This is a genomic window from Arthrobacter sp. NPDC097144, from assembly GCF_044762205.1.
Classification (GTDB): Bacteria; Actinomycetota; Actinomycetes; order Actinomycetales; family Micrococcaceae; genus Arthrobacter_B.
Window position 1 is genome coordinate 121699 of sequence record NZ_JBIWDW010000005.1, and the last position, 18100, is coordinate 139798.

General features: G+C 64.3%; 21 protein-coding genes. 8 read left to right on the forward strand and 13 right to left on the reverse strand.

Annotation, left to right across the window (positions count from 1 at the left end; all coding sequences use genetic code 11):
* Positions 1 to 7 precede the first annotated feature (7 nt).
* Both ACIQXM_RS13075 and ACIQXM_RS13080 read left to right on the forward strand, forming a co-directional pair.
* Positions 8 to 1552, forward strand: a complete 1545-nt coding sequence (locus tag ACIQXM_RS13075; protein ID WP_400932138.1) for an ATP-binding protein — start codon at positions 8 to 10, stop codon at positions 1550 to 1552.
* A gap of 600 nt (positions 1553 to 2152) precedes the next feature.
* Complete coding sequence (locus ACIQXM_RS13080; protein ID WP_400932140.1) at positions 2153 to 2398, forward strand: GNAT family N-acetyltransferase; 246 nt, start codon at positions 2153 to 2155, stop codon at positions 2396 to 2398.
* Positions 2399 to 2411: 13 nt separating this feature from the next.
* On the opposite strand, the gene ACIQXM_RS13085 is transcribed toward ACIQXM_RS13080, so the two are convergent.
* The 3 genes from ACIQXM_RS13085 to ACIQXM_RS13095 all read right to left on the reverse strand — a co-directional run bounded on the left by ACIQXM_RS13085 (position 2412) and on the right by ACIQXM_RS13095 (position 4701).
* Positions 2412 to 3035, reverse strand: coding sequence for a maleylpyruvate isomerase N-terminal domain-containing protein (locus ACIQXM_RS13085; RefSeq protein WP_400932142.1), 624 nt, complete (start codon positions 3033 to 3035; stop codon positions 2412 to 2414).
* Positions 3025 to 3471 carry a VOC family protein gene (locus ACIQXM_RS13090; RefSeq protein WP_400932144.1) on the reverse strand — a complete coding sequence of 149 codons (447 nt, stop codon included), beginning with the start codon at positions 3469 to 3471 and terminating at the stop codon, positions 3025 to 3027. Before ACIQXM_RS13090 ends, ACIQXM_RS13085 begins: the two co-directional genes overlap by 11 nt.
* Positions 3472 to 3546: 75 nt before the next feature.
* The gene (locus ACIQXM_RS13095; protein WP_400932146.1) at positions 3547 to 4701 is read right to left on the reverse strand and encodes an S-layer homology domain-containing protein; all 1155 of its coding nucleotides are present in this window, start codon (positions 4699 to 4701) and stop codon (positions 3547 to 3549) included.
* A gap of 173 nt (positions 4702 to 4874) precedes the next feature.
* Between ACIQXM_RS13095 and ACIQXM_RS13100 the strand changes: the two genes are divergently transcribed.
* Positions 4875 to 6248: a DUF2254 domain-containing protein gene (locus ACIQXM_RS13100; RefSeq protein WP_400932148.1), complete on the forward strand. Its 1374-nt coding sequence runs from the start codon at positions 4875 to 4877 to the stop codon at positions 6246 to 6248.
* A 38-nt stretch (positions 6249 to 6286) separates the two neighbouring features.
* On the opposite strand, the gene ACIQXM_RS13105 is transcribed toward ACIQXM_RS13100, so the two are convergent.
* The gene (locus ACIQXM_RS13105; protein WP_400932150.1) at positions 6287 to 7408 is read right to left on the reverse strand and encodes a saccharopine dehydrogenase family protein; all 1122 of its coding nucleotides are present in this window, start codon (positions 7406 to 7408) and stop codon (positions 6287 to 6289) included.
* A 194-nt stretch (positions 7409 to 7602) separates the two neighbouring features.
* Here ACIQXM_RS13105 and ACIQXM_RS13110 point away from each other — a divergent pair, with 194 nt between their 5' ends.
* On the forward strand, positions 7603 to 8061 hold the full coding sequence (locus ACIQXM_RS13110) for a hypothetical protein (RefSeq protein WP_400932152.1): 459 nt from the start codon (positions 7603 to 7605) through the stop codon (positions 8059 to 8061).
* Between the two features lie 57 nt (positions 8062 to 8118).
* Here the strand turns inward: ACIQXM_RS13110 and ACIQXM_RS13115 are convergent, their stop codons facing one another.
* Positions 8119 to 8499 carry a VOC family protein gene (locus tag ACIQXM_RS13115; protein ID WP_400932154.1) on the reverse strand — a complete coding sequence of 127 codons (381 nt, stop codon included), beginning with the start codon at positions 8497 to 8499 and terminating at the stop codon, positions 8119 to 8121.
* Between the two features lie 307 nt (positions 8500 to 8806).
* On the reverse strand, positions 8807 to 10147 hold the full coding sequence (locus ACIQXM_RS13120) for an APC family permease (RefSeq protein ID WP_400932156.1): 1341 nt from the start codon (positions 10145 to 10147) through the stop codon (positions 8807 to 8809).
* 170 nt (positions 10148 to 10317) lie between these two features.
* On the opposite strand from ACIQXM_RS13120, the gene ACIQXM_RS13125 reads away from it, so the two are divergent.
* Positions 10318 to 10782: a GNAT family N-acetyltransferase gene (locus tag ACIQXM_RS13125; RefSeq protein ID WP_400932158.1), complete on the forward strand. Its 465-nt coding sequence runs from the start codon at positions 10318 to 10320 to the stop codon at positions 10780 to 10782.
* Positions 10783 to 10820: 38 nt separating this feature from the next.
* On the opposite strand, the gene ACIQXM_RS13130 is transcribed toward ACIQXM_RS13125, so the two are convergent.
* Positions 10821 to 11360, reverse strand: coding sequence for a phosphoribosyltransferase family protein (locus ACIQXM_RS13130; RefSeq protein WP_400932160.1), 540 nt, complete (start codon positions 11358 to 11360; stop codon positions 10821 to 10823).
* Positions 11361 to 11658: 298 nt separating this feature from the next.
* Between ACIQXM_RS13130 and ACIQXM_RS13135 the strand changes: the two genes are divergently transcribed.
* The gene (locus ACIQXM_RS13135; RefSeq protein WP_400932162.1) at positions 11659 to 12504 is read left to right on the forward strand and encodes an aldo/keto reductase; all 846 of its coding nucleotides are present in this window, start codon (positions 11659 to 11661) and stop codon (positions 12502 to 12504) included.
* 23 nt (positions 12505 to 12527) lie between these two features.
* On the opposite strand, the gene ACIQXM_RS13140 is transcribed toward ACIQXM_RS13135, so the two are convergent.
* From ACIQXM_RS13140 to ACIQXM_RS13165, 6 genes are all read right to left on the reverse strand, one after another.
* Complete coding sequence (locus ACIQXM_RS13140; protein WP_400932164.1) at positions 12528 to 13109, reverse strand: hypothetical protein; 582 nt, start codon at positions 13107 to 13109, stop codon at positions 12528 to 12530.
* Positions 13106 to 13381 carry a hypothetical protein gene (locus ACIQXM_RS13145; protein ID WP_400932166.1) on the reverse strand — a complete coding sequence of 92 codons (276 nt, stop codon included), beginning with the start codon at positions 13379 to 13381 and terminating at the stop codon, positions 13106 to 13108. The genes ACIQXM_RS13140 and ACIQXM_RS13145 overlap by 4 nt, the downstream gene beginning before the upstream one ends.
* Positions 13382 to 13458: 77 nt before the next feature.
* Positions 13459 to 14421 (reverse strand): alpha/beta hydrolase, encoded by a 963-nt coding sequence (locus tag ACIQXM_RS13150; RefSeq protein WP_400932168.1) that lies wholly within the window; start codon positions 14419 to 14421, stop codon positions 13459 to 13461.
* A 160-nt stretch (positions 14422 to 14581) separates the two neighbouring features.
* The gene (locus ACIQXM_RS13155) at positions 14582 to 14842 is read right to left on the reverse strand and encodes a hypothetical protein (RefSeq protein WP_400932170.1); all 261 of its coding nucleotides are present in this window, start codon (positions 14840 to 14842) and stop codon (positions 14582 to 14584) included.
* Positions 14843 to 14949: 107 nt separating this feature from the next.
* On the reverse strand, positions 14950 to 15984 hold the full coding sequence (locus ACIQXM_RS13160; RefSeq protein ID WP_400932172.1) for a DUF2891 family protein: 1035 nt from the start codon (positions 15982 to 15984) through the stop codon (positions 14950 to 14952).
* Positions 15984 to 16325 (reverse strand): YnfA family protein, encoded by a 342-nt coding sequence (locus ACIQXM_RS13165; protein WP_400932174.1) that lies wholly within the window; start codon positions 16323 to 16325, stop codon positions 15984 to 15986. Before ACIQXM_RS13165 ends, ACIQXM_RS13160 begins: the two co-directional genes overlap by 1 nt.
* A 349-nt stretch (positions 16326 to 16674) precedes the next feature.
* Between ACIQXM_RS13165 and ACIQXM_RS13170 the strand changes: the two genes are divergently transcribed.
* Entirely contained in the window at positions 16675 to 17142 is a 468-nt protein-coding gene (locus ACIQXM_RS13170; RefSeq protein WP_400932176.1) for an S-ribosylhomocysteine lyase, read from the forward strand.
* Positions 17139 to 17888 carry a 5'-methylthioadenosine/S-adenosylhomocysteine nucleosidase gene (gene mtnN / locus ACIQXM_RS13175; protein ID WP_400932178.1) on the forward strand — a complete coding sequence of 250 codons (750 nt, stop codon included), beginning with the start codon at positions 17139 to 17141 and terminating at the stop codon, positions 17886 to 17888. Before ACIQXM_RS13170 ends, mtnN begins: the two co-directional genes overlap by 4 nt.
* Positions 17889 to 18100: the final 212 nt, after the last annotated feature.

Here is an 18100-nt window from a genome sequence, read left to right on the forward strand (position 1 = left end):
GTCCCCGGTGAATAGCACATATGAGGAACATTTCCACGCGTCGGCCTCCGGATATCTCGTCCTCAAAACGGACGGCACGATCCTGGATGTAAACCGGACACTGGTTTCCTGGACCGGTCATTCCCGCGAAGAACTGTTCGGCAAGAACATTGCTGACCTGCTGCCGGTGGGGGACCGGATCCTGTTCGCGTCCCACGCTGTGCCCCAGTTGGCGGTATCCGGGTGTTTCAACGAGATGGCAGTGGAGCTGCTCTCGGCAGACGGGAAAAGGATTCCGGCCCTCCTGTCCGGGGTCCGCTCCGAAGGCGCCGACGACGGCGGCGGACTTGACCGCATTTCCGTCCTTAATGCCTCTGCACGCCGACGCTATGAGCGGGAACTGATGGCAGCCCTTCGCAAGGCGGAGGCGTCGGAAGAGTTACGCGCCGCGGCCGTGGCAGAGCTGCGGGCCAATCAGGAGGCACTTGAGGAGAAGGACCGCATTCTGCAGGACGGTCTGGCGGAAAGCAGGAAACGCGAGGCCCTGCTGGCCACTGTCCTGGACACAGCCGACGTCGGCCTGCTTGTTTTGGATGAACACGGGGAAGTGCTGCTGACCAACGCCCACATGGCATCCACCTGGCGCACGATGATGGGTGATGCCTCCATCGCGGAGATGGAGCAACTGATGTACGGGCCGGACCGGGTGACGCCGATCCCCGCCGTGGACCAGCCATTCCGCCGGGCCGGCACAGGGGAGTCCTTCTCCAACGAACTGGTGTGGTTCGCGCCGGGCAGCGACAGGCAAATGGCCGTCACGGTCTCTTCCCGGCCGATCAGAACCGACGGAGTCTTTTCCGGATCGGTGCTCGCTTTCAACGACGTCACCCGGCTGGTCCAGGCAGTGGCGGCGCAGGAGGAGTTTGTGGCGAGCGTGTCCCATGAACTGCGGACTCCGCTGACCTCGATCCTGGGCTACCTGGACCTTGCCCTGGAGGATGAAAGCCTGTCCCCGCACGTCAGCAATGCTTTGGAGGTGGCACTGCGCAACTCGGAACGGCTGCTTAGCTTGGTCTCGGATCTGCTGTCCGTGGCCTCCGGGAGCAAGAAGCTGGAACGGCGGCCGGTGAACCTGGCCGACATTGTGCGCTCAGGCCTGGAATCCGCAGCACCCAAGGCCCGCGCCAATTCGGTGGTTCTGGTGGAGGATCTTCCCGGGTCCCTGATGGCGGAGGTGGACCCTCAGCGGCTGGCGCAGGTAGTGGACAACCTGCTTTCCAATGCGGTGAAGTACTCGCCCGACGGCGGTACGGTCAGCGTTCGGCTCTGGCAGGAGGGCAGCTCGGTTCGCTTGTGCGTGGCCGATACCGGCATGGGAATGAGTGCCGCTGAGCAGGCGAGCGTCTTCACCAAGTTCTTCCGCAGCCGCAAGGCAGTGGCCTCGGCGGTTCCCGGCGTGGGCCTGGGTTTGGTGATCACCCGGAACATCGTCGAAAACCATGGCGGTGAGCTGACCTTTATCAGTGAACAGGGGCAGGGATCTGCTTTCACGGTGACACTGCCCCAACGGTAAGCAGAGAGGTCACTGGGGATTCCGGCGCCGCGTAGCCCTGATGGTGTTCAGCCCTGCTTTTGCATACCCTAGGGGGTATCTGCCATGCTGGGTGGGGCGATCGCCCCACCTCACCTGGATGGAGTTCTTAGAAATGTGCAGAGCAGTCACCTGCCGGAAGTGCGGCAAAACCACTTGGGCCGGATGTGGAAATCACGTGGACCAGGTTCTGCGGGGAGTGCCGAAAACCGACCGTTGCACCTGCGATGCAGGCAAGTCCGGGGGAGCGGCTAAATCGGCGGGAGCAGCCAATCCGGCCGGGGCAGCTCAGTCACACGGCGGTTCGGGCGCCGGATGGTTTGGGAAGTTATTCGGACGCAAGTAGCCCGCGCCGTGTTGCGGCCGCCGGTTGAGGGCTGATGGAGCAGACTGTCCGCATGGAGACGCGTTCCGATATTCCGCCGTGGCTCTCGTCCGACCCGCGCCACGGAGCTGTGCGCCTTCGGAAATTCCGTGACGAGGACGCTGCCATGGCCATGGAACTCGCCAAAGACCCGTATGTTCCCACCATCGGCACTCTTCCCGCCGGGGCAACCCGGGAGGGCGACGGCAGGCTATGCGGTGCGTCCGGATGCGCGCGGCCGCGGTGTTGCCGCCGATGCCTTGCTGGCACTGATGGACTTCGCCTGGACTCTTCCTGCCCTGTACCGGGTGGAGCTTTATATCGAGCCGTGGAATACCGCGTCAGTGCGCACCGCGGAGAAGGCAGGATTTGTTCGCGAAGGAATCCTTCGCAGCCATCAGGAGATCGACGGCGTGCGGAGGGACATGCTGCTCTGCTCCGCTGTCCGGCAAGCAGCGCAGTAGAGCAGCAGCTCCCTCACCAGGGGGCCAGCTTGGTCTCCGGGTCCAAGGGCCCCCGGCCGGACAGCCAGGCCATGAACGTTCGCCGGTCATCGGAGGAAGCGAGCCGTTCGGGAACGCCGGCCAGCAAGGTCGGCAGGTCCCAGGCCACGTATTCCTCCGGCCAGTCGGAGGAAGTGTAGCCAAGGCCCAGATCTACATGGTGCATCTCGATCTCGCGCAGCCGGTGAGCCGGGCACGCCCACACTCCGTAGTCTGATCCGCCGAGGAAGTGGCCGTTGGGCGCCCCCGCCGTGATGTACCGCTCGAAGACCTGCTCGAGTCGTAATTCGCTGGCTTCCAGGTCGGCGACGAGCTCCTGCGCCGACCGCCCGGCACCGGACTTTATCTCGGCCTCCCGCTGTTTGCTGCCGCCCACATACTTGGGAAGATCCAGGCCGTCCAGTGCACCCGACATTCGCCGCGCATGGGAATCCGCATTGCGCGCCAGATGCGTGAGGACGTGACCCACGGTCCATCCGGGCAAGAGGCTGGCGGCCCGGGCATCCGCATCTGTCAGCTGCGCCACGCGGGCAACGACGCGCACGTGAGCTTCCCGGCACAGCTCCGACGCGCGCTGCGGGTCGCCGTCAAGGTTCACGGGGACCAACCTTTTCAGTTGCGGGTTCACCTGCCGAGCCGGCTGCCGGCTCGTATCCGATCAGCCAGTGCAGCCCGTACCGGTCGACCACCTGACCGTCCGAAGCGCCCCACGGCTTGGGCATCAGCGGGTCGACAATCCGGCCGCCGTCGGCCAGCTGGTCAAACCAGTTGTGCAGGACGTCAGGTTCAGCGGTTCCCAGCAGTGAAAGCATCAAACCCTCAAGCTGAACACTGTTGTCCTGCCCGCCGGCGTCCGCCGCGGCCAGCGTGACAACGCCGTCGAGCACCCCGTGGGCAATGGCGTCAGGCGGGCCGCCGCTGCCGAAGTCCCCCTTGGTGTGCAACGACAGCTCGCCGCCGAACACTCCGGCATAAAAGGTCAGGGCCTCGCGGGCAGTCCCCGGGAAAAGGACATAAACCATGGGTGCAGTCATGCCGCTCAGGGTACATGGCCAACACCGGGTTGGGAGCGGTAAAACTGGTGCCACCGTTCCCAACCCGGCCGGGGTTTACCAGCCCCGCTGATCGAAGCGGTGCATGAAAGCGGCCATGGCATCACGGGCCACAGCCTGGCCCGGAGCAAAGGTCCTGGTGCCGTTGGGCTGGGACCAGCCGGTGGAGATGCCCTGGTCTGCAAGCCACGAGATCTCCTTGTAAAACTGGTTTCCCGTGCTGACATCGGTGAAGACGGACGTCTTCGGCGGGGTGTAGGCCGGTGAACCGGCGCTGCGGTACAGGAAGGCGGCCATGGCGTCACGGCGGACGGTGTCCAGCGGGCGGAAGGTTCCGTCCGGCCAGCCGGTGGTGATCTTGGTTCCGGCAAGCCAGGTCATTTCCTTGTAGAACTGCTGGCTGGGAGACACATCATTGAAGGGGGAGATGTTCTGCGGCTTGTGCTGGGGGGAATCCGCCAGCCGGTACAGGAAGGCCGCCATGGCGTCGCGGCGCACAGTGTCCAGCGGACGGAAGGTTCCGTCGGGCCACCCGGTGGTGATGCCCTTCTCGGTCATCCAGCGGATATCCTCGGCGAAGGCTGAACCGTTCGGGACATCCTTGAAAACAGCCGGCGGCACGGCGGCAAGGCTGGCGAGATACTCTTCCGCCGTCGCAAACGTCTTTTGCGGCACCTGCCCGTACTGGTAGTACGTGGTGGTTCCCCACATGAAAACGCCCTGCCTGTCGAACGCGATTCCCACGCCCATGACGTTGTCCGCGGGCCGGCTCATGTTGGCGTTGTGCCCGGGGGAATTAATCCACTGATCCACCATGGACTGGCCCGTGCCGTAGCTGTTGTAGGCGACGTTCTCGGCAGCGGATACAAATCCGGGCTCAATCCGCTTGTCCTTGGCGTACCCCGAGGAGTGCTCCAATTTTGCTGTGTCCGCCATGCGGGTGGACCATTCCTGGGCCACGAGTGAAGCATTCGCACCGATCCGCAGCGGCTTGAGGCCTTTGCCCTTACGGAAGGCATTGATTCCGTTGAACACGTCGATGATTTGCTGCTTGCTTTGAGCCGGAGTGCCCTGGGGTGCGGCAAGCTCTGCCGGCGCAGGAGCCGGCACCGGTTCAACGGCTGACGCCGGAGCTGCCGTCAGCAGTCCTGCCAGGATCAGGGAGACCGAGACGGCCATGGGTTTGGATAAGCGGCGGGAGCCGGGGGTCATAAGGAAGTGCCTCTCACTAGGGGTGCGGGTGGGCTTCAGCCTAGCGGGTGCCCGGAAGCATGGTGGTGAGGTGCAGCGCGGGGCGGAACCTGATTGGAACCGCAACGTCTTCCGGGCAGACTGGGTGCACGCTCACTTTCCTTGATTAATAGTCCTTGTTCAGAGGGGTTCCGATGGCTCATGGTTCAACCACTGTCGCCTATGATCCGCACGGACCGCAGCCGAGGTTCCGCATCACGCGGGAGCGCCTGCGTGCATCCCTGTGGTTCTGGCCCAGCTCTGCTTCCCTGGCGGCAGTGGTCCTGACCCTGCTGCTGATGCCGGTGCGCCCGGGAGATGAGGTGGCCTGGGCACAGTGGATCTGGCCCACCGGCGTCGACGCCGCGTCCAGTCTGCTGCAGACCGTCGCCACCAGCGTGATGACCGCTGCGACCGTCACGTTTTCCCTGACCGTGGTGGCGCTGCAGCTGGCCTCGCAGCAGTTCTCGCCCCGGCTGCTGCGAGAATTTGCCCGCGACTCACGGACCCAGGCTGTGCTGGGTGTGCTGCTGGGGACCTTCCTGGTCAGCATCACCGGGCTGCACGGAATGGATGCAAACCGGCCGGTTCCGGTGCTGGTGGTCGGGCTGGTGTATGTGCTGGGGATTGCCTCCGGCATTGTGCTGCTGCTGTTCATCGGTCACATTGCCCGTTCCCTGCGGGTGGACACCATGATGCTCAACGCACATCAGGACTGCTTGGCGGTCCTGCGGGACACCTATCTGGTGTCCGAGACAGGGGAAGTGCAGGAGTTTGACCAGCCCGCGGGAGGCACGCTTGTTGCCGGCGGGCGCAGCGGAATCATCCAGACGATCGACTGGAAGCCGCTGATGGCTATGCTCCAGAAGCGGCGGCTGGCCATGCGGGTCCTGGTGCAGCCCGGAGACCACATCACGGTCGGGTCGCCGGTGGCCCGGGTCTGGGCCGACGACGGCGGGCAGGTGCCGCTGGGGGCGGTGCAAAAGTCCCTGGCCGAGGCCCTGGACATCGGCTACGAGCGCACCCCGGAACAGGACGCCGCCCTGGGGCTGCGGCAGCTGACCGACATCGCGGTGAAGGCCATTTCCCCCAGCATCAATGACCCCATCACCGCTGCCCACGCCACCGGATACTGCGCGGATCTGCTGGTGGACCTGCAGCGCCGCCGGCTGGGTCCGGAGGCACATCGGGATAACGACGGCGTGCTCCGGCTGGTCACCATGGGCCGGGACTACCGCTACTTCCTGGATATGGTCTGCGGGCCGGTTCGCCGGTTTGCCGATTCGGAGCCCATTGTCCTGACCGCGGTGCTGCGGCTCCTGCGGGACTGCGCGGCCACCGCCGTCAACGATACGCAGCGCGAAGAGATCCGCCGGCAGAGCGCCCTGGTGCTTGAAACCGCTGGACACGAGATGGTTCCGGCCGACGACGAGGAAATCCGGGACATGGGACGCCGGGTGGAAGAAGCGCTGGTGGGGAATCTGGAGGCGGCCTTTGCCGACCGGGCGGGCGAGACCCGCTCGGTGTAGCCGGCGGGGCCGGGCTGGAAGAAACCCGGCGAAATCTTCTAGTCCCGGCGTGCGTTCACCGGCACCAGGCCGACGTCGGCGCATCCCCGTGCCAGCCCCTCAAGACCGAAGGCACTGAGGGGACTGGCCACTCCGGGGTCCAGATCCTGCCGGTCGCGCAGCTGCTCGGCTCCCCACGCGATCAGCTCACCGGTCAGGGTGTACACGTTGGGGCCGGTGAGCTGCACGGAAGACAGCAGTTCCCCGTTGGGTCCCGTCACGGTGGCAACCGCCCGGGTGCGGGTTTTAGCCCGCCGGGCACTGTCCGGTCCACCCGGTTTCCCGATGATCGGCGCCGTCAGTTTTTCCATGATCCGGCGGCCCCGGGCGGACCGCCCCGCCGCGGAGGGCACCGCGGACATCACGCTTATTGCCCGGCTGAACGGGGAAAACCAGCCGTTATACACCGATACGCTGTCCAGCTGGGGAAATGCGCCGGGCAGGAAGAGCACCTCAGTGCCCGGAACCAGTATTCCTGTTTTGCGTCCCCGGCGCGTTCCACTCACCGGAAAAACATGAACGTCTGCCGCCGTCCGTTCTTCCACCAGGCGTCCGTTGGCGAAGCGCACGGCCGGCAGGAACAGCCCGTCGCGCAGTGTGCTTCGGGTGCCGTGGCTCAGTCCGGGAAGCAGCGAGCCGGAGGTGAAATAGCCGACGTCGAGCGCCCGTCCGGCATCTCCGGCCTGCTCGGCTGCCATGGCGCCGGCAAGAATTCCCGGGACGTAGTCATATCCGAAGGCGGGCAGCAGCACGGTGCCGGTTTCCTTCGCGCGGGTCCCGAACTTCTCCTGCAGAGTGCGCACAAACCCCACCTCCCCGGTGGTGTCGATGTAGCGGGCTCCGGCCTGCACCGCCGCCTCGGCCACCCCAAGCCCGAACCGCTCGAAGGGACCCACGGTACTGATCAGCACGTCACCGGGGTCCAGCAGCCGGCGGATGCTGTCCGGATCGCCTGCGTCTGCGGGGGCATAGTCCAATCCGGAGTGTTGCCGAGCCAGCCCGGCCAACGCATCGGTATTGCGTCCGGCCAGAACCGGCCGCAGACCCCGTCGCAGCAGTGAGTCCAGCACCAGGGCGCCGGTATATCCGGTGGCGCCGAACAGGACGATGCGGCCGCTCATGGTGCGTCCAGCGGAATAAGAAGGGCGGAGAGCACGCGTGTCATCATGTCGGACAGCATACGCAGTAGAAGCTTCAGCGGGACCGGTACCCGCCCATGTGGAAAATATCAGCGGTACCATGCGAACAACGGACGGCTTCTGCCGGGCTCATCTATGGTGAGCGCAGGCTCCACCTCATGGAAAAGGAATATGCCATGTCAGAGATCGAGATCGTCACCAAGTCCCTGCCCGCCGTCCGGCTGGCCGCCCGCGCCGCCGTGGTTGCCGGGCAGCCGGAGGTGGCCGGCGTCGTCGGGCCGCTGTTCGACGCCGTGGGGGACATCCTGGCCTTCGCGGATGTTCCGCTGGACCGGCCAATCGCCCGGTATGAAAGGGCCGAGGACGGTCTGCACATTCTCGCCGGCTATGCCGTCACCTCGGGCGCGCCCGACGGCGTGGAAGTGGTGGACCTGCCCTCGGTGCCAATCGCCATCTGCGGCGTTCATTTGGGGTCCATGGACGGAATCAGAGACAGCTGGCAGGCCGTCCACACCGAAATGACCGCCCGCGGATTCGCTCCCTCCGGGCCGTGCCGGGAGGTGTACGTCCGTGCGGTGTCCGAGGACCAGTCGGACTGGGTGACTGAACTTCAGCAGCCGGTGAAACAGGCTTGAAAACCGGCAGGGCGGGCAGCGCCGGCAACCCGCCCGAGCCGGGACCCTGGTGAGTGCTTAGTCCGGCCGTACAGCGGTGAGGCAGAACGGGTGGCCTGCGGGGTCAAGCAGTACCCGCCACTGATCGGGTGCCGGCTGGTGTTCAGCGGCCTGCGCGCCCAACCGTACTGCTGCGTCTGCGGCTGAGTCCACGTTGTCCACGGCTATATCCAGATGCATCTGCTGGTGCTGGGGGCCATCCGGCCAGGAGGGGGCAGCATAGTCATCGGCACGCATCAGCGTGAGCATGGGTCCGGCTCCGGACAGTGCCACCACGCCGCGGTCGGGCGTGGCAAACGCTTCCTCCAGACCCAAGAGAGCGCAATAGAACGCCGCCAACGCATCTGTATCAGGGCAATCAAGGGAAATGGACGCAAGCTGTCCCACACGTTCAGTCATGGTTCTTAATTTACAGGTTTCCCAAAACCTCATGGTCAACCCGGATTTGAGCAGCGCTTTTAAATATTCAGGGTGCTTTCTGCGAAGCTCGACCCATGCAAAGCAGAAAATTCGATTGGAAGCGTTTCACCGTCGTCACAGCGCTCGTCCTTATTGTGCTGCTGGGCGTGGCGGTTGGCGTACTCCAGGCGAACGGCAAAATGGAGAACGTTGAAATATTCATCTGTGATATGGCGACGCGCCGCAGTTGCAGCTGATAATTCCGGCACTCCGGTGTGGGAAATGCCGCCAACGGCGGGGGCGGAAATCAGCTGGCGTTTGCGCGTTCCTCGTGTTTGCGTCCGGCCCGGGCTGCGAGGAACAGCAGGGATCCCACGACTATATAAGCGCCGGCGCCGAGCCAGATGGTCGCGGACTGTTGGGTGAGAAGTGCGACGCTCGCAATGATCGCGAGGATCGGCATGAATCGGGGGGCGCTGAAGTGGTCGTGGTCAACTTTGTCCTTTTTAAGGACGAGGACGCTGACATTGGCAGAAAGGAACACCAGGAGCAGAAGCAGCACGGTGGTTTCGGCCAAGGTGGCGAGGTTTCCGGTAAGGGTGAGGACGATCGTCAGTGCGGCCACGACAATGATGGAGACCCAGGGGGTGCCGCGGCCCGGCAGCACACGGCTGAAAGCACGGGGGAGCAGTTCTGCTTCTGATAATCCGTAGCCCACACGGCTGGCCATCACCATGAACAGCAGCGCTCCATTGGCAATGGCTATCAGGGCGATGATGCTGAATACTCCGGGCGGGATTCCCACCCCGCTGGCGGCGACGACGTCGAGGAGAGGTCCGGTGGATTCGGCCAGCTCGGCCGGGGGCAGGACAATGACAGCGCCGATGGCGATGAGGAGATAGACGAACCCGGCGGTGCCGATGGCGCCGAACAGTGCGCGGGGGTAGGCCTTGGACGGGTTGCGTACTTCTTCGGCCATGTTTGCTGCCGATTCAAAACCGAGGAACGAGAAAAAGGCAACGATCGATGCGGCGAAGGCGCCTTGGAGGGGTGGCACATCCGGTGCGAACTCAAGGAGCCGGGACGGTTCTCCGTTGCCGGAGGTGAAGACGATGCCGGCGACGACGATCACGATGACGAGGCCGGTTACCTCGATGATGGAGGCGACGAGGTTCGCGCCGAGGGACTCCCGTACGCCGCGAAGGTTGATCAGGGTCAGCAGGATGATGAACACGACCGCTGCGGGGGCTGCCGGAACGTCGATGAGCGCAGTGAGATAGTCACCGGCAAAGGCGTTCGCAAGCGCAGCGGCTGTGGTGATTCCTGAGGCCATCATGAGGAAGCCGACGAGGAAGGACACGTAGGGGATGCCAAAGGCCCGGTCGGCGTAGCGGGCGGCTCCTCCGGCGTGCGGGTACTTGGTGATCAGTTCCGCGTACGTCGTGGCAGTGAGCATCGCGACGACCAGCGCGATCAGCAGCGGTATCCAGAGTGCACCACCAACATCGGCGGCCATGGTGCCCACAAGGGTGTAGATGCCGGCTCCGAGGGTGTCACCCACAATGAACGCGAACAGCAGCGGCACGCCGATTGCCCGCTTCAGGCCGGGCTGTGTTTTCGATGTGGCTGTGCCGGGATCGTTGGTCATTGGACTATTGGATTCGGTTTGCTGTCCCGGCGCAACCATTTGCACGAAATCCAGGAGATATTATTTACCGCTCGTTCGGGCCATTAGTCTGCAGACCTACTCCCGTGTTTTCGGCGTCAACACCTATGACGGTGCAACAGGCTCGGATGGCGGCGCTGTACGTTAGGCCCATGATTGAATTGCGGCCGCTCACGGATGAGGACGTTGAAGCACATGTCGCGGGTGAGGACTTTGAGGTGATTCGATGGCTCTCCGAGGTGCCAAGCACGGACGAATCAACGCGCCGGCATTTCGCGGTATTGGCTGCGAATGCGAGGGCAGGGGAAGGCAAACGGGGCTTCGGGATCTGGGCGGATGGCCGGCTCGCCGGCTATATCGATTTCGACCCGGACGCGAAGGACATGCCCGCCGCCGGCGACGTTAATCTCGCCTATGCCGTTCATCCCTGGGCTCGGCGTCAGGGCGTTGCGACAGCCGCCGTTCTCCTGATGTGCAGTCAGCTTGCCGATCAGGTTGCTTGCAAGCGCGCGATCATTCGCGTCGATGCCCGCAACACCGCATCACGGGCAGTGGCCGTACGCAGCGGGTTCCGCTGTATTGCCGACGACGCCCCGGCTCCCGGATACGTTATGTAGGCCCTCAATCTTCCTGCCCGTCCTCAATCCTCCAGTGCTTAGGGCAGTTCGGCAGCGCTGAGAAGCGCCCGAACAGGTGGAAGCCTGAGCCGGGCTTCCCGGCTTGCTTCATCCACAATGACAATGACGCCGACAACCTCGGCGCCGCAGCTGCTGATCAGTTTGGCTGCGGCGCCGGCCTGGCTGCCGGTTTGAATCCAGTCATCAACCAGGACCACGCGCTGGCCGCGTGTGAACTGATCTTTACGGGCGAGGAGCATTGTCCGGTTGCCCCGGTAATCCGGTTCGGTCAGCTGTCCCGCAACGTCCCCCGGGAACAAACTGCCGCTCTTGCGGATAGGACAAAAGCCCACCCCGAGAGCAAGAGCGACCGCGGGAGCCAGGGCAAACCCCCGGGACTCTATGCCGACGACGAGGTTCGGTTGCTGTTGAGCGGCCAAGTGCGCCAGCCCCCTGACAACGGCCCTCAATGATTCGGGCTCGCCGAGCATGGACCATGTATCCGCCTGCCCGTCTATCCATTGGAAGTGCTTCAGTGCGCTCTGCCGTGCGGTTTCTACCTCTGCGGGGCTGCTCATGGCCCCAGTGTATTGACCTGTCCCTGCCACATCATTTGCGAGTCTCATGGCCCGGGTCCGCGGCAACGATTGTGGCGGGAAAGTTCCGGGTCCGGAGCCGGGATTGGCAGCTCCGCCCCTCCCGCGGGACAGCTTCCGCTTGTACTGTCGAAGGGTCGTAAACGCTCGACGACGGCGTACTCGCCTCCTCCGGTCAGATCCCCCGTCCGAGCCCGCTGCCTCCGACGGCCAAGGGGCTACGGAGAGGCTGGAACCCCGAACGTAACCGGCAGGAACGCTGCCACTGAAAGGAAACCCGATGGAGTACGTCACCCTCAATAACGACGTGGTCATGCCGATTCTCGGTTTCGGCGTGTATCAAATACCGCCCGAGAAAACCGAAGAAGCGGTCACGAACGCCCTGAACGCCGGTTACCGGTCATTGGACACGGCTGCCGCGTATCAAAACGAAGACGCTGTGGGCCGCGCGGTGCAGAAGAGCGGCATCCCGCGCGATGAACTGTTCATCACCACCAAACTCTGGATCCAGGACAACGGCGAAGCAACCACGCTCTCCGCTTTTCAAACCTCGCTCCGGAACCTGGGCATGGACTACGTGGATCTGTATCTGATCCACCAGCCCTTCGGTGACGTCTACGGAGAATGGCGCACGATGGAACAGATCTTCAACGACGGCGGTGCCCGGGCGATCGGGGTTTCCAACTTCGGATCCGACCGGCTGCTGGACTTGATCCTCCACAACAACGTCACCCCGGCGGTGAACCAGATCGAAACGAATCCGTTCTACCAGCGGGCGGTCGAGAATGAGCTGATGCATACCCACGGCGTCCGGCATGAGTCCTGGGCACCCTTCGCGGAAGGGAAGAACAACCTCTTCGGAAACCCCACGCTCAGCACCATCAGCTCCGAGCACGGGAAGTCTGTTGCCCAGGTGGTGCTGCGCTGGCTGATCCAGCGTGAAATTGTGGTGATCCCCAAAACGGTGCAGCCGGACCGGATGGCGGCCAACATGGACGTGTTCGACTTTGAGCTGAGCCCGCAGGAAATGGCAGCCATCGCAGATCTGGACACGGGCAAAACCCAGTTCTTTGACCACAGCGATCCGGAAGCTGTCAGCCAGCTCAGCGGCGTGAAGATGGAGTAAAAGGGAACTGTCCCTTGTCCTGCTTAGCCCCCGGATGCGTCCTGTTCGGGGGCTTTGTGCAGGTCGCGAACGAGGTACAGCCACGGAAAGGCACGGCAGCCGACTTCCCAGCCGTCCGTCTCATAGAAGTGTGAAGGTTTGGTCCACAGCACCCGGCGGTGCTCCCACTGCGTGTCAGTGCGCAGCATCCGGTGCCGCAGGACGTCGGCTCCAACCGTTCGCCAACCCAGCCGGCCCGCCAGCTCCAGTTCCGCCATTTCATTGAAGGCGGTGACCGGCCCAAGCCAGCGCTCCCGGGCGCCGGTCTGCACGGCACTGGTCTCCATGGCGCCGGACTTCGCGGGATCGGTCCTGCCTCCAAAACGCTGCTGCACCGCCTGCCGCGTCATGCCAAGTTCCCGGCCCAGGGCAGCCCAGCTGATCCCGGCACTGCGGGCTGCCGTGACAGCCCGCCGCTGCAGCTCCTGGCTGGCCTGTTCTGCCGCGGCGGCCCGGCTGACAAGAGCGAGGTGGTCCGCCTCGGTGAGTTTGCCGGCGTCGTCATACGTTCCGAGAATCAGGGTGCCGATCTGCTCCTGCAGGTCCTCGGGTGCGGTGCGCGTCATCGGCGCTCGCCGTTGCGGCCCGGCAGCCAGCCGCTGGTACCGTTGCCGTCCCTGCTGGGCAGCCAGTCGGCGGTCTCGCCACCTTTGCTCCCCTTGCGGGCGTACCGGACAGCGATGAAGACACTTCCGGCCAGGAGCATGAATCCGGCCCCCTGACACATTCCCTTGAAGAATCCGTGCAGGTCCAGCACAAGCCAGAGGGCCAGCACGGCAGCGCCGATTACGAACATCAGGACCGCGAGGACGGCGAAGGCGGCGCGTTGAGTTTTCATGTGTCAATTAGAGCTTGACACCACATTCTTGTCAACGGCTTCTTGACAACTTCCCTGACGGGCCGGGAAAGGTGCCGCTACAAGGCGAGCTGCGGAGCCAGCTGGCCCCGCAGCTCCGTGCACAGTTCCGCCAGTGCCTGCGGAGCGCTGCGGCACAGCTTCGGAAAGGCCAGGTAGCCGTGCGGCATTCCCACATAGGTGGTGACACGGACCGGGACGCCGGCTGCGCGCAGGGCTTCCGCGTAGCGCAGGCCGTCATCACGGATGGGGTCATGTTCAGCCACCTGGATGAGGGCCGGAGGCAGTCCGCTGTGGTCCGGGGCCAGAAGCGGCGAGGCGTAAGGATTGCTGCGGTCGCCGTCGTCGGGCACGTAATGGCTGCGGAAGGCGAGGACATCACTCTTGGTGAGCACCGGTGCATCCGCGTTCTCCTCCAGAGAGGCACTGCCCAGGGTGAGATCGGTGGCGGGATAGATCAGGCCCTGCCAGGTGATGGCAGGGCCGGACCGGTCGCGCGCCATGAGCGTCAGGACGGCGGCAAGGTTGCCTCCCGCGCTGTCTCCGACGACGGCGAGCCTGCCGCTGTCCGCCCGCCACTGCGGTGCGCGGGCCGTGACATCCACCAGAGCCGCATAGCAGTCTTCTGCTGCAGCCGGCCACCGGTGCGCAGGGGCCAGCCGGTAGTCCAGGGAGACGACGACGGCGCCTGCCCCCTTGGCAATGCTGCTGCCCAGCCAGTCATAAGTGTCCAGGTTTCCGCTGGTCCAGCCGCCGCCGTGAATCAGGATCACGAGCGGCAGCGTGCCGGCGGCCCCGTGCGGGCGGTAGATGCGCACGGGAATTCTGCCCTCAGCGCCGGCCGCAGTGTCATCGCTGACGTCCACGCCGGGGGCGAGTCCGCCCAGCAGCCAGTCCAGGACCGGGTTGTGCCCGATTGAACGCTGTTGATCGGCGAGGATCTGCTCCTCGCTCTTTCCTGTGACCGATACCCTGCGCAGCGCTTGTCCGATTAACCGCACCCGTAAATCCAGCTTCGCCATGCCCGCGCCTTTCCTGGAGTCGGCAACCGATCGGGTTGCTCCGGGGCTGAATATACCGATCAGGCCCGGGTTTCGGGTACCCCCGGATTACCGGTCCGATCCAGGCTGCCCCGGGCTCCGGCCGTGACAATCCGGTCCAGGGCTGCGTAGAGCCGTCCCGTCAGCCCGCCGGCGCGGTGGGTGTGATGGTGCTTTCCGAGAAAGTGCTCAGCCCCAGCCATCCGATAATGAACGGTGCAATCACGATCAGGGTCGCCATTGCCGCAACAACCCAGAGGACGCTCAGCCGCCACTTCGAGAAACGGAGCAGCGTTTTCAGGGAAGCCAGAGCCACGACAAGGGGCAGGCCAGGGAACAGCGCCCACGCTGCGAACTCCAGAATAAGAAACAGCAGAAAGAGCCGGTCGATTCGACCGTACAAGCGGTCCGATGTATTCGCAGCGGCTGGTACCCCGGGTCCATTCATAGCTTCACTATGACACTTTCTGCCGAGAATCCCCGGCAATGTGAAATGCAATCCGAGAGGGGTTAGTCCGTCAGCGCTGCCCTGCTGCAGAGCCCGTCCCAGGCGAAGCTGGCCAGCCAGTGCGAGGACATGAATTCCGCGGTGACCACGGCGTCCAAACCGGCGTCGAGCAGTGAATCGAGCCCGGCCCGCAGTACTGCTGCATCTGCCGCTCCTGCCTCTCCGGCTCTCTCCAGCACCGGCAGGATCCGGGCGGCCTGGCCGGCGCGCGAAAGATTCAAGCCGTGCAGATGGACCATGTAACCGTCGGTTTCATCGGTCACGGAGACCGGCTGCAGAATACGGGACGACGCCGACAAGCCCGGCAGAAAGGCGGCGAACCATTCGGCGAAGGCGGCCGGATCCATAATCCGTGCCATGAGATCAGCCTCGCTGAGACCGGCTGAGAGGAAGTCCTGGCCGCTGAGCTCCCACTCTGCGGCCCAGCCGGTGTCACCGGCGAACCACTTGAGCGCGGCGCCGGCGCAGGTCTTGGCTGCTTCTGCTCGTCCCAGTGCACGAAAGGAGCTGTACAGCATTCCCAGGCCGAAAGCCGTGTTGGTGTGGATGCCGTGCCGGACGGGGTGCTCCACTTTCGCGGCCCAGCGTTCCACCAGGTGAGCCACATCATCCGCCAGCGGATCCAGTGCTTTTCCCCATCCGGAAATCTGCGGGTCTGCCGACGCGGCCGCAGCGCCGGCGAGGCGCATCAGCCAAGCCCAGCCATAGGGACGTTCCCATCCCGGGTTGGCGCGCAGATAGGAGCCTTCAGCGGACAGGTTTTCAGGGGTCAGAGTGGCGTCCAGCTCCGCTCGCAGGGCGGCTTCCCGCCCGTCGTCGAGCCCGTATTCCAGCAGGCTCACACCCAACCAGTGCATGTGCACGCATGAGTGCCAGTCAAAAGAGGTGTGGAAGCTGGGGTGCACCTCGCGCGGGCTCGGCCGGTCCTCAGGAGAGGCCTGAACATGGTGCGAGGCGAACGGGTAGGGCCGGCGCAGGTTGTCCAGCACGACGTCGGCGTACAGGGCAGCGAGAACGTCGCGGCGCGAGTCCGTCATCAGGCGGCCGCCGTCCGCGGTGCAAACATGATGACGGCGACACCCACCAGGCAGATGATCGAACCGGCGATGTCCCAGCGGTCCGGGCGGAAGCCGTCGAAGACCATTCCCCAGGCGAGTGATCCCGCCACAAACACACCGCCGTATGCGGCCAGGATCCGGCCGAAGTGTGCGTCCGGCTGCAGCGTTGCCACAAAACCGTACAGCCCCAGCGCAATCACTCCGAGCCCGGCCCACCACCAGGCCCGGTCCTCCCGGACGGCCTGCCACACCATCCAGGCGCCGCCAATTTCGGCGGCGGCAGCCAGGAGGAACAGCAGCACGGTTTTTGCAGTGGTCATTGGTCCATCCTGCCGCACTCACCCGCGAACCGGGGAGCTCGCTGCCGCTGGCGGGATTCTCCTCCGGTTTGGGAAATCCCTGCCTCTGCGTACCGGTCGCTTCTTCCCAAAGCGGAGGGACCTCGCCCGGACGACACCCGGCGTTCCGGACTTCGGGCGGCTCACCACCGATCCTGTGTGTTGCGTTGTTTGTCACCTTTACGCCGTGCGTCAGCGACATTCAGGAATTTGTTCAGCTTGACCCTATAGTCTGGTCTGTTGTCCCCGCCGCTCACTGCGGTTGCCGGGGCCGGGGGTTCCTGGGCCTGGATGGCGGAACGCCCACCTCGAACAGAACAGAAGGATGAAGATGGATCAAGAGCGCATGAATGTGGAATCGTTCAACCTCGACCACCGTCTTGTTGCGGCACCCTACATCCGGGTTGCCGACACAAAGCAGCTTCCGGGCGGTGACGTGATTACCAAGTTTGACGTGCGGTTCACTCAGCCCAACGCGGCCCACCTCGAAATGGATGCCGTGCACTCCCTGGAGCACCTTTTTGCCGAGCATTCGCGCAATCACTCAGACAAGGTGATTGATTTCTCTCCGATGGGCTGCCAGACGGGTTTCTATTTGATGATGCAGGGCGCTCCGGCCTTTGATGAGGTGGCTGCTCTGGTCGAGGTGACCTTGAATGACGTTCTGCGCGCAGAGTCAGTTCCTGCTGCCAATGAGGTTCAGTGCGGCTGGGGTGCCAACCACTCCCTTGAAGCAGCACAGGCAGCGGCCACCCGCTTCCTTGCGGACCGTGCCGGCTGGGATGTGGTGTACGCGTGAGTTCAGCTGCATTTGTCATCCTCGTCGCCATGGATGACGAGCTTGCCCCCTTTGTCGAACGCGCAGAGGAGGTAGGCGAGGGCCGGCAGATCGGGAACGCAATTCACCGCGACGCCGTTCTGGGCGGCCACCCCGTTGTACTTGTCAGAACCGGCATTGGCCTCGTGAACGCCGCCGGAGCCGCAACCACCGCCATCCTCGAAGCGCAGCGCGCCGATGGCAGCAATGAGCAGCCGGTAGTGATCAGTGCCGGCAGCGCGGGCGGACTGGGAGCCGATGTCCGGGTGGGCGACGTCGTGGTGGGATCCGAATACATCAATGTGGACGCCGACGCCCGTGCCTTCGGCTACAAGCTCGGCCAGGTACCGGGGATGCCCGAAAACTATCCGGTCCCGGAGCACCTGACCGAATCCATTCGTTTGGCCCAGTCCGAGGGAACCATTCCCCTGCACCACGGCCTGATGGTCTCCAGCTACAACTTTGTCACTCCCGCCAGAGCTGAACTGATTACCGGCAGTTTCCCCGGTGCGCTGGCAACGGATATGGAGTCCTCCGCGATTGCTCAGACCTGCTTCGTTTTTGGGGTTCCGTTCATTTCCGTCCGCGGCATCTCCGACCTGTGCGGCCCGGCAGCCGAAGATGATTTCCGTGACCAGGTGGATGACGCAGCAACGCAGTCGGCGAACGTGGTGATCTCCTCGCTGGATGCCCTGGCAGGGGTGGCCGGCGCCTACCAGCCGGCCTAACCCGGAGGCGCTGCGGATCGGGTGACCGGAACGCGGCGCCTTTCCGACGGCGGCTCCGGGCGGAAGCGTCCACCACCGGATGCCCAGTTCCGCGGCCGCTTTGGGTATTTCCCTGCGTTTTGGGAAATTCCGGACGCTGCGGACCGGGCGGATTTTCCCAAACTGGGCGGGTTTTCCCAAACCGGGTGGAATTCGCCCGCCACCGCCTGCCA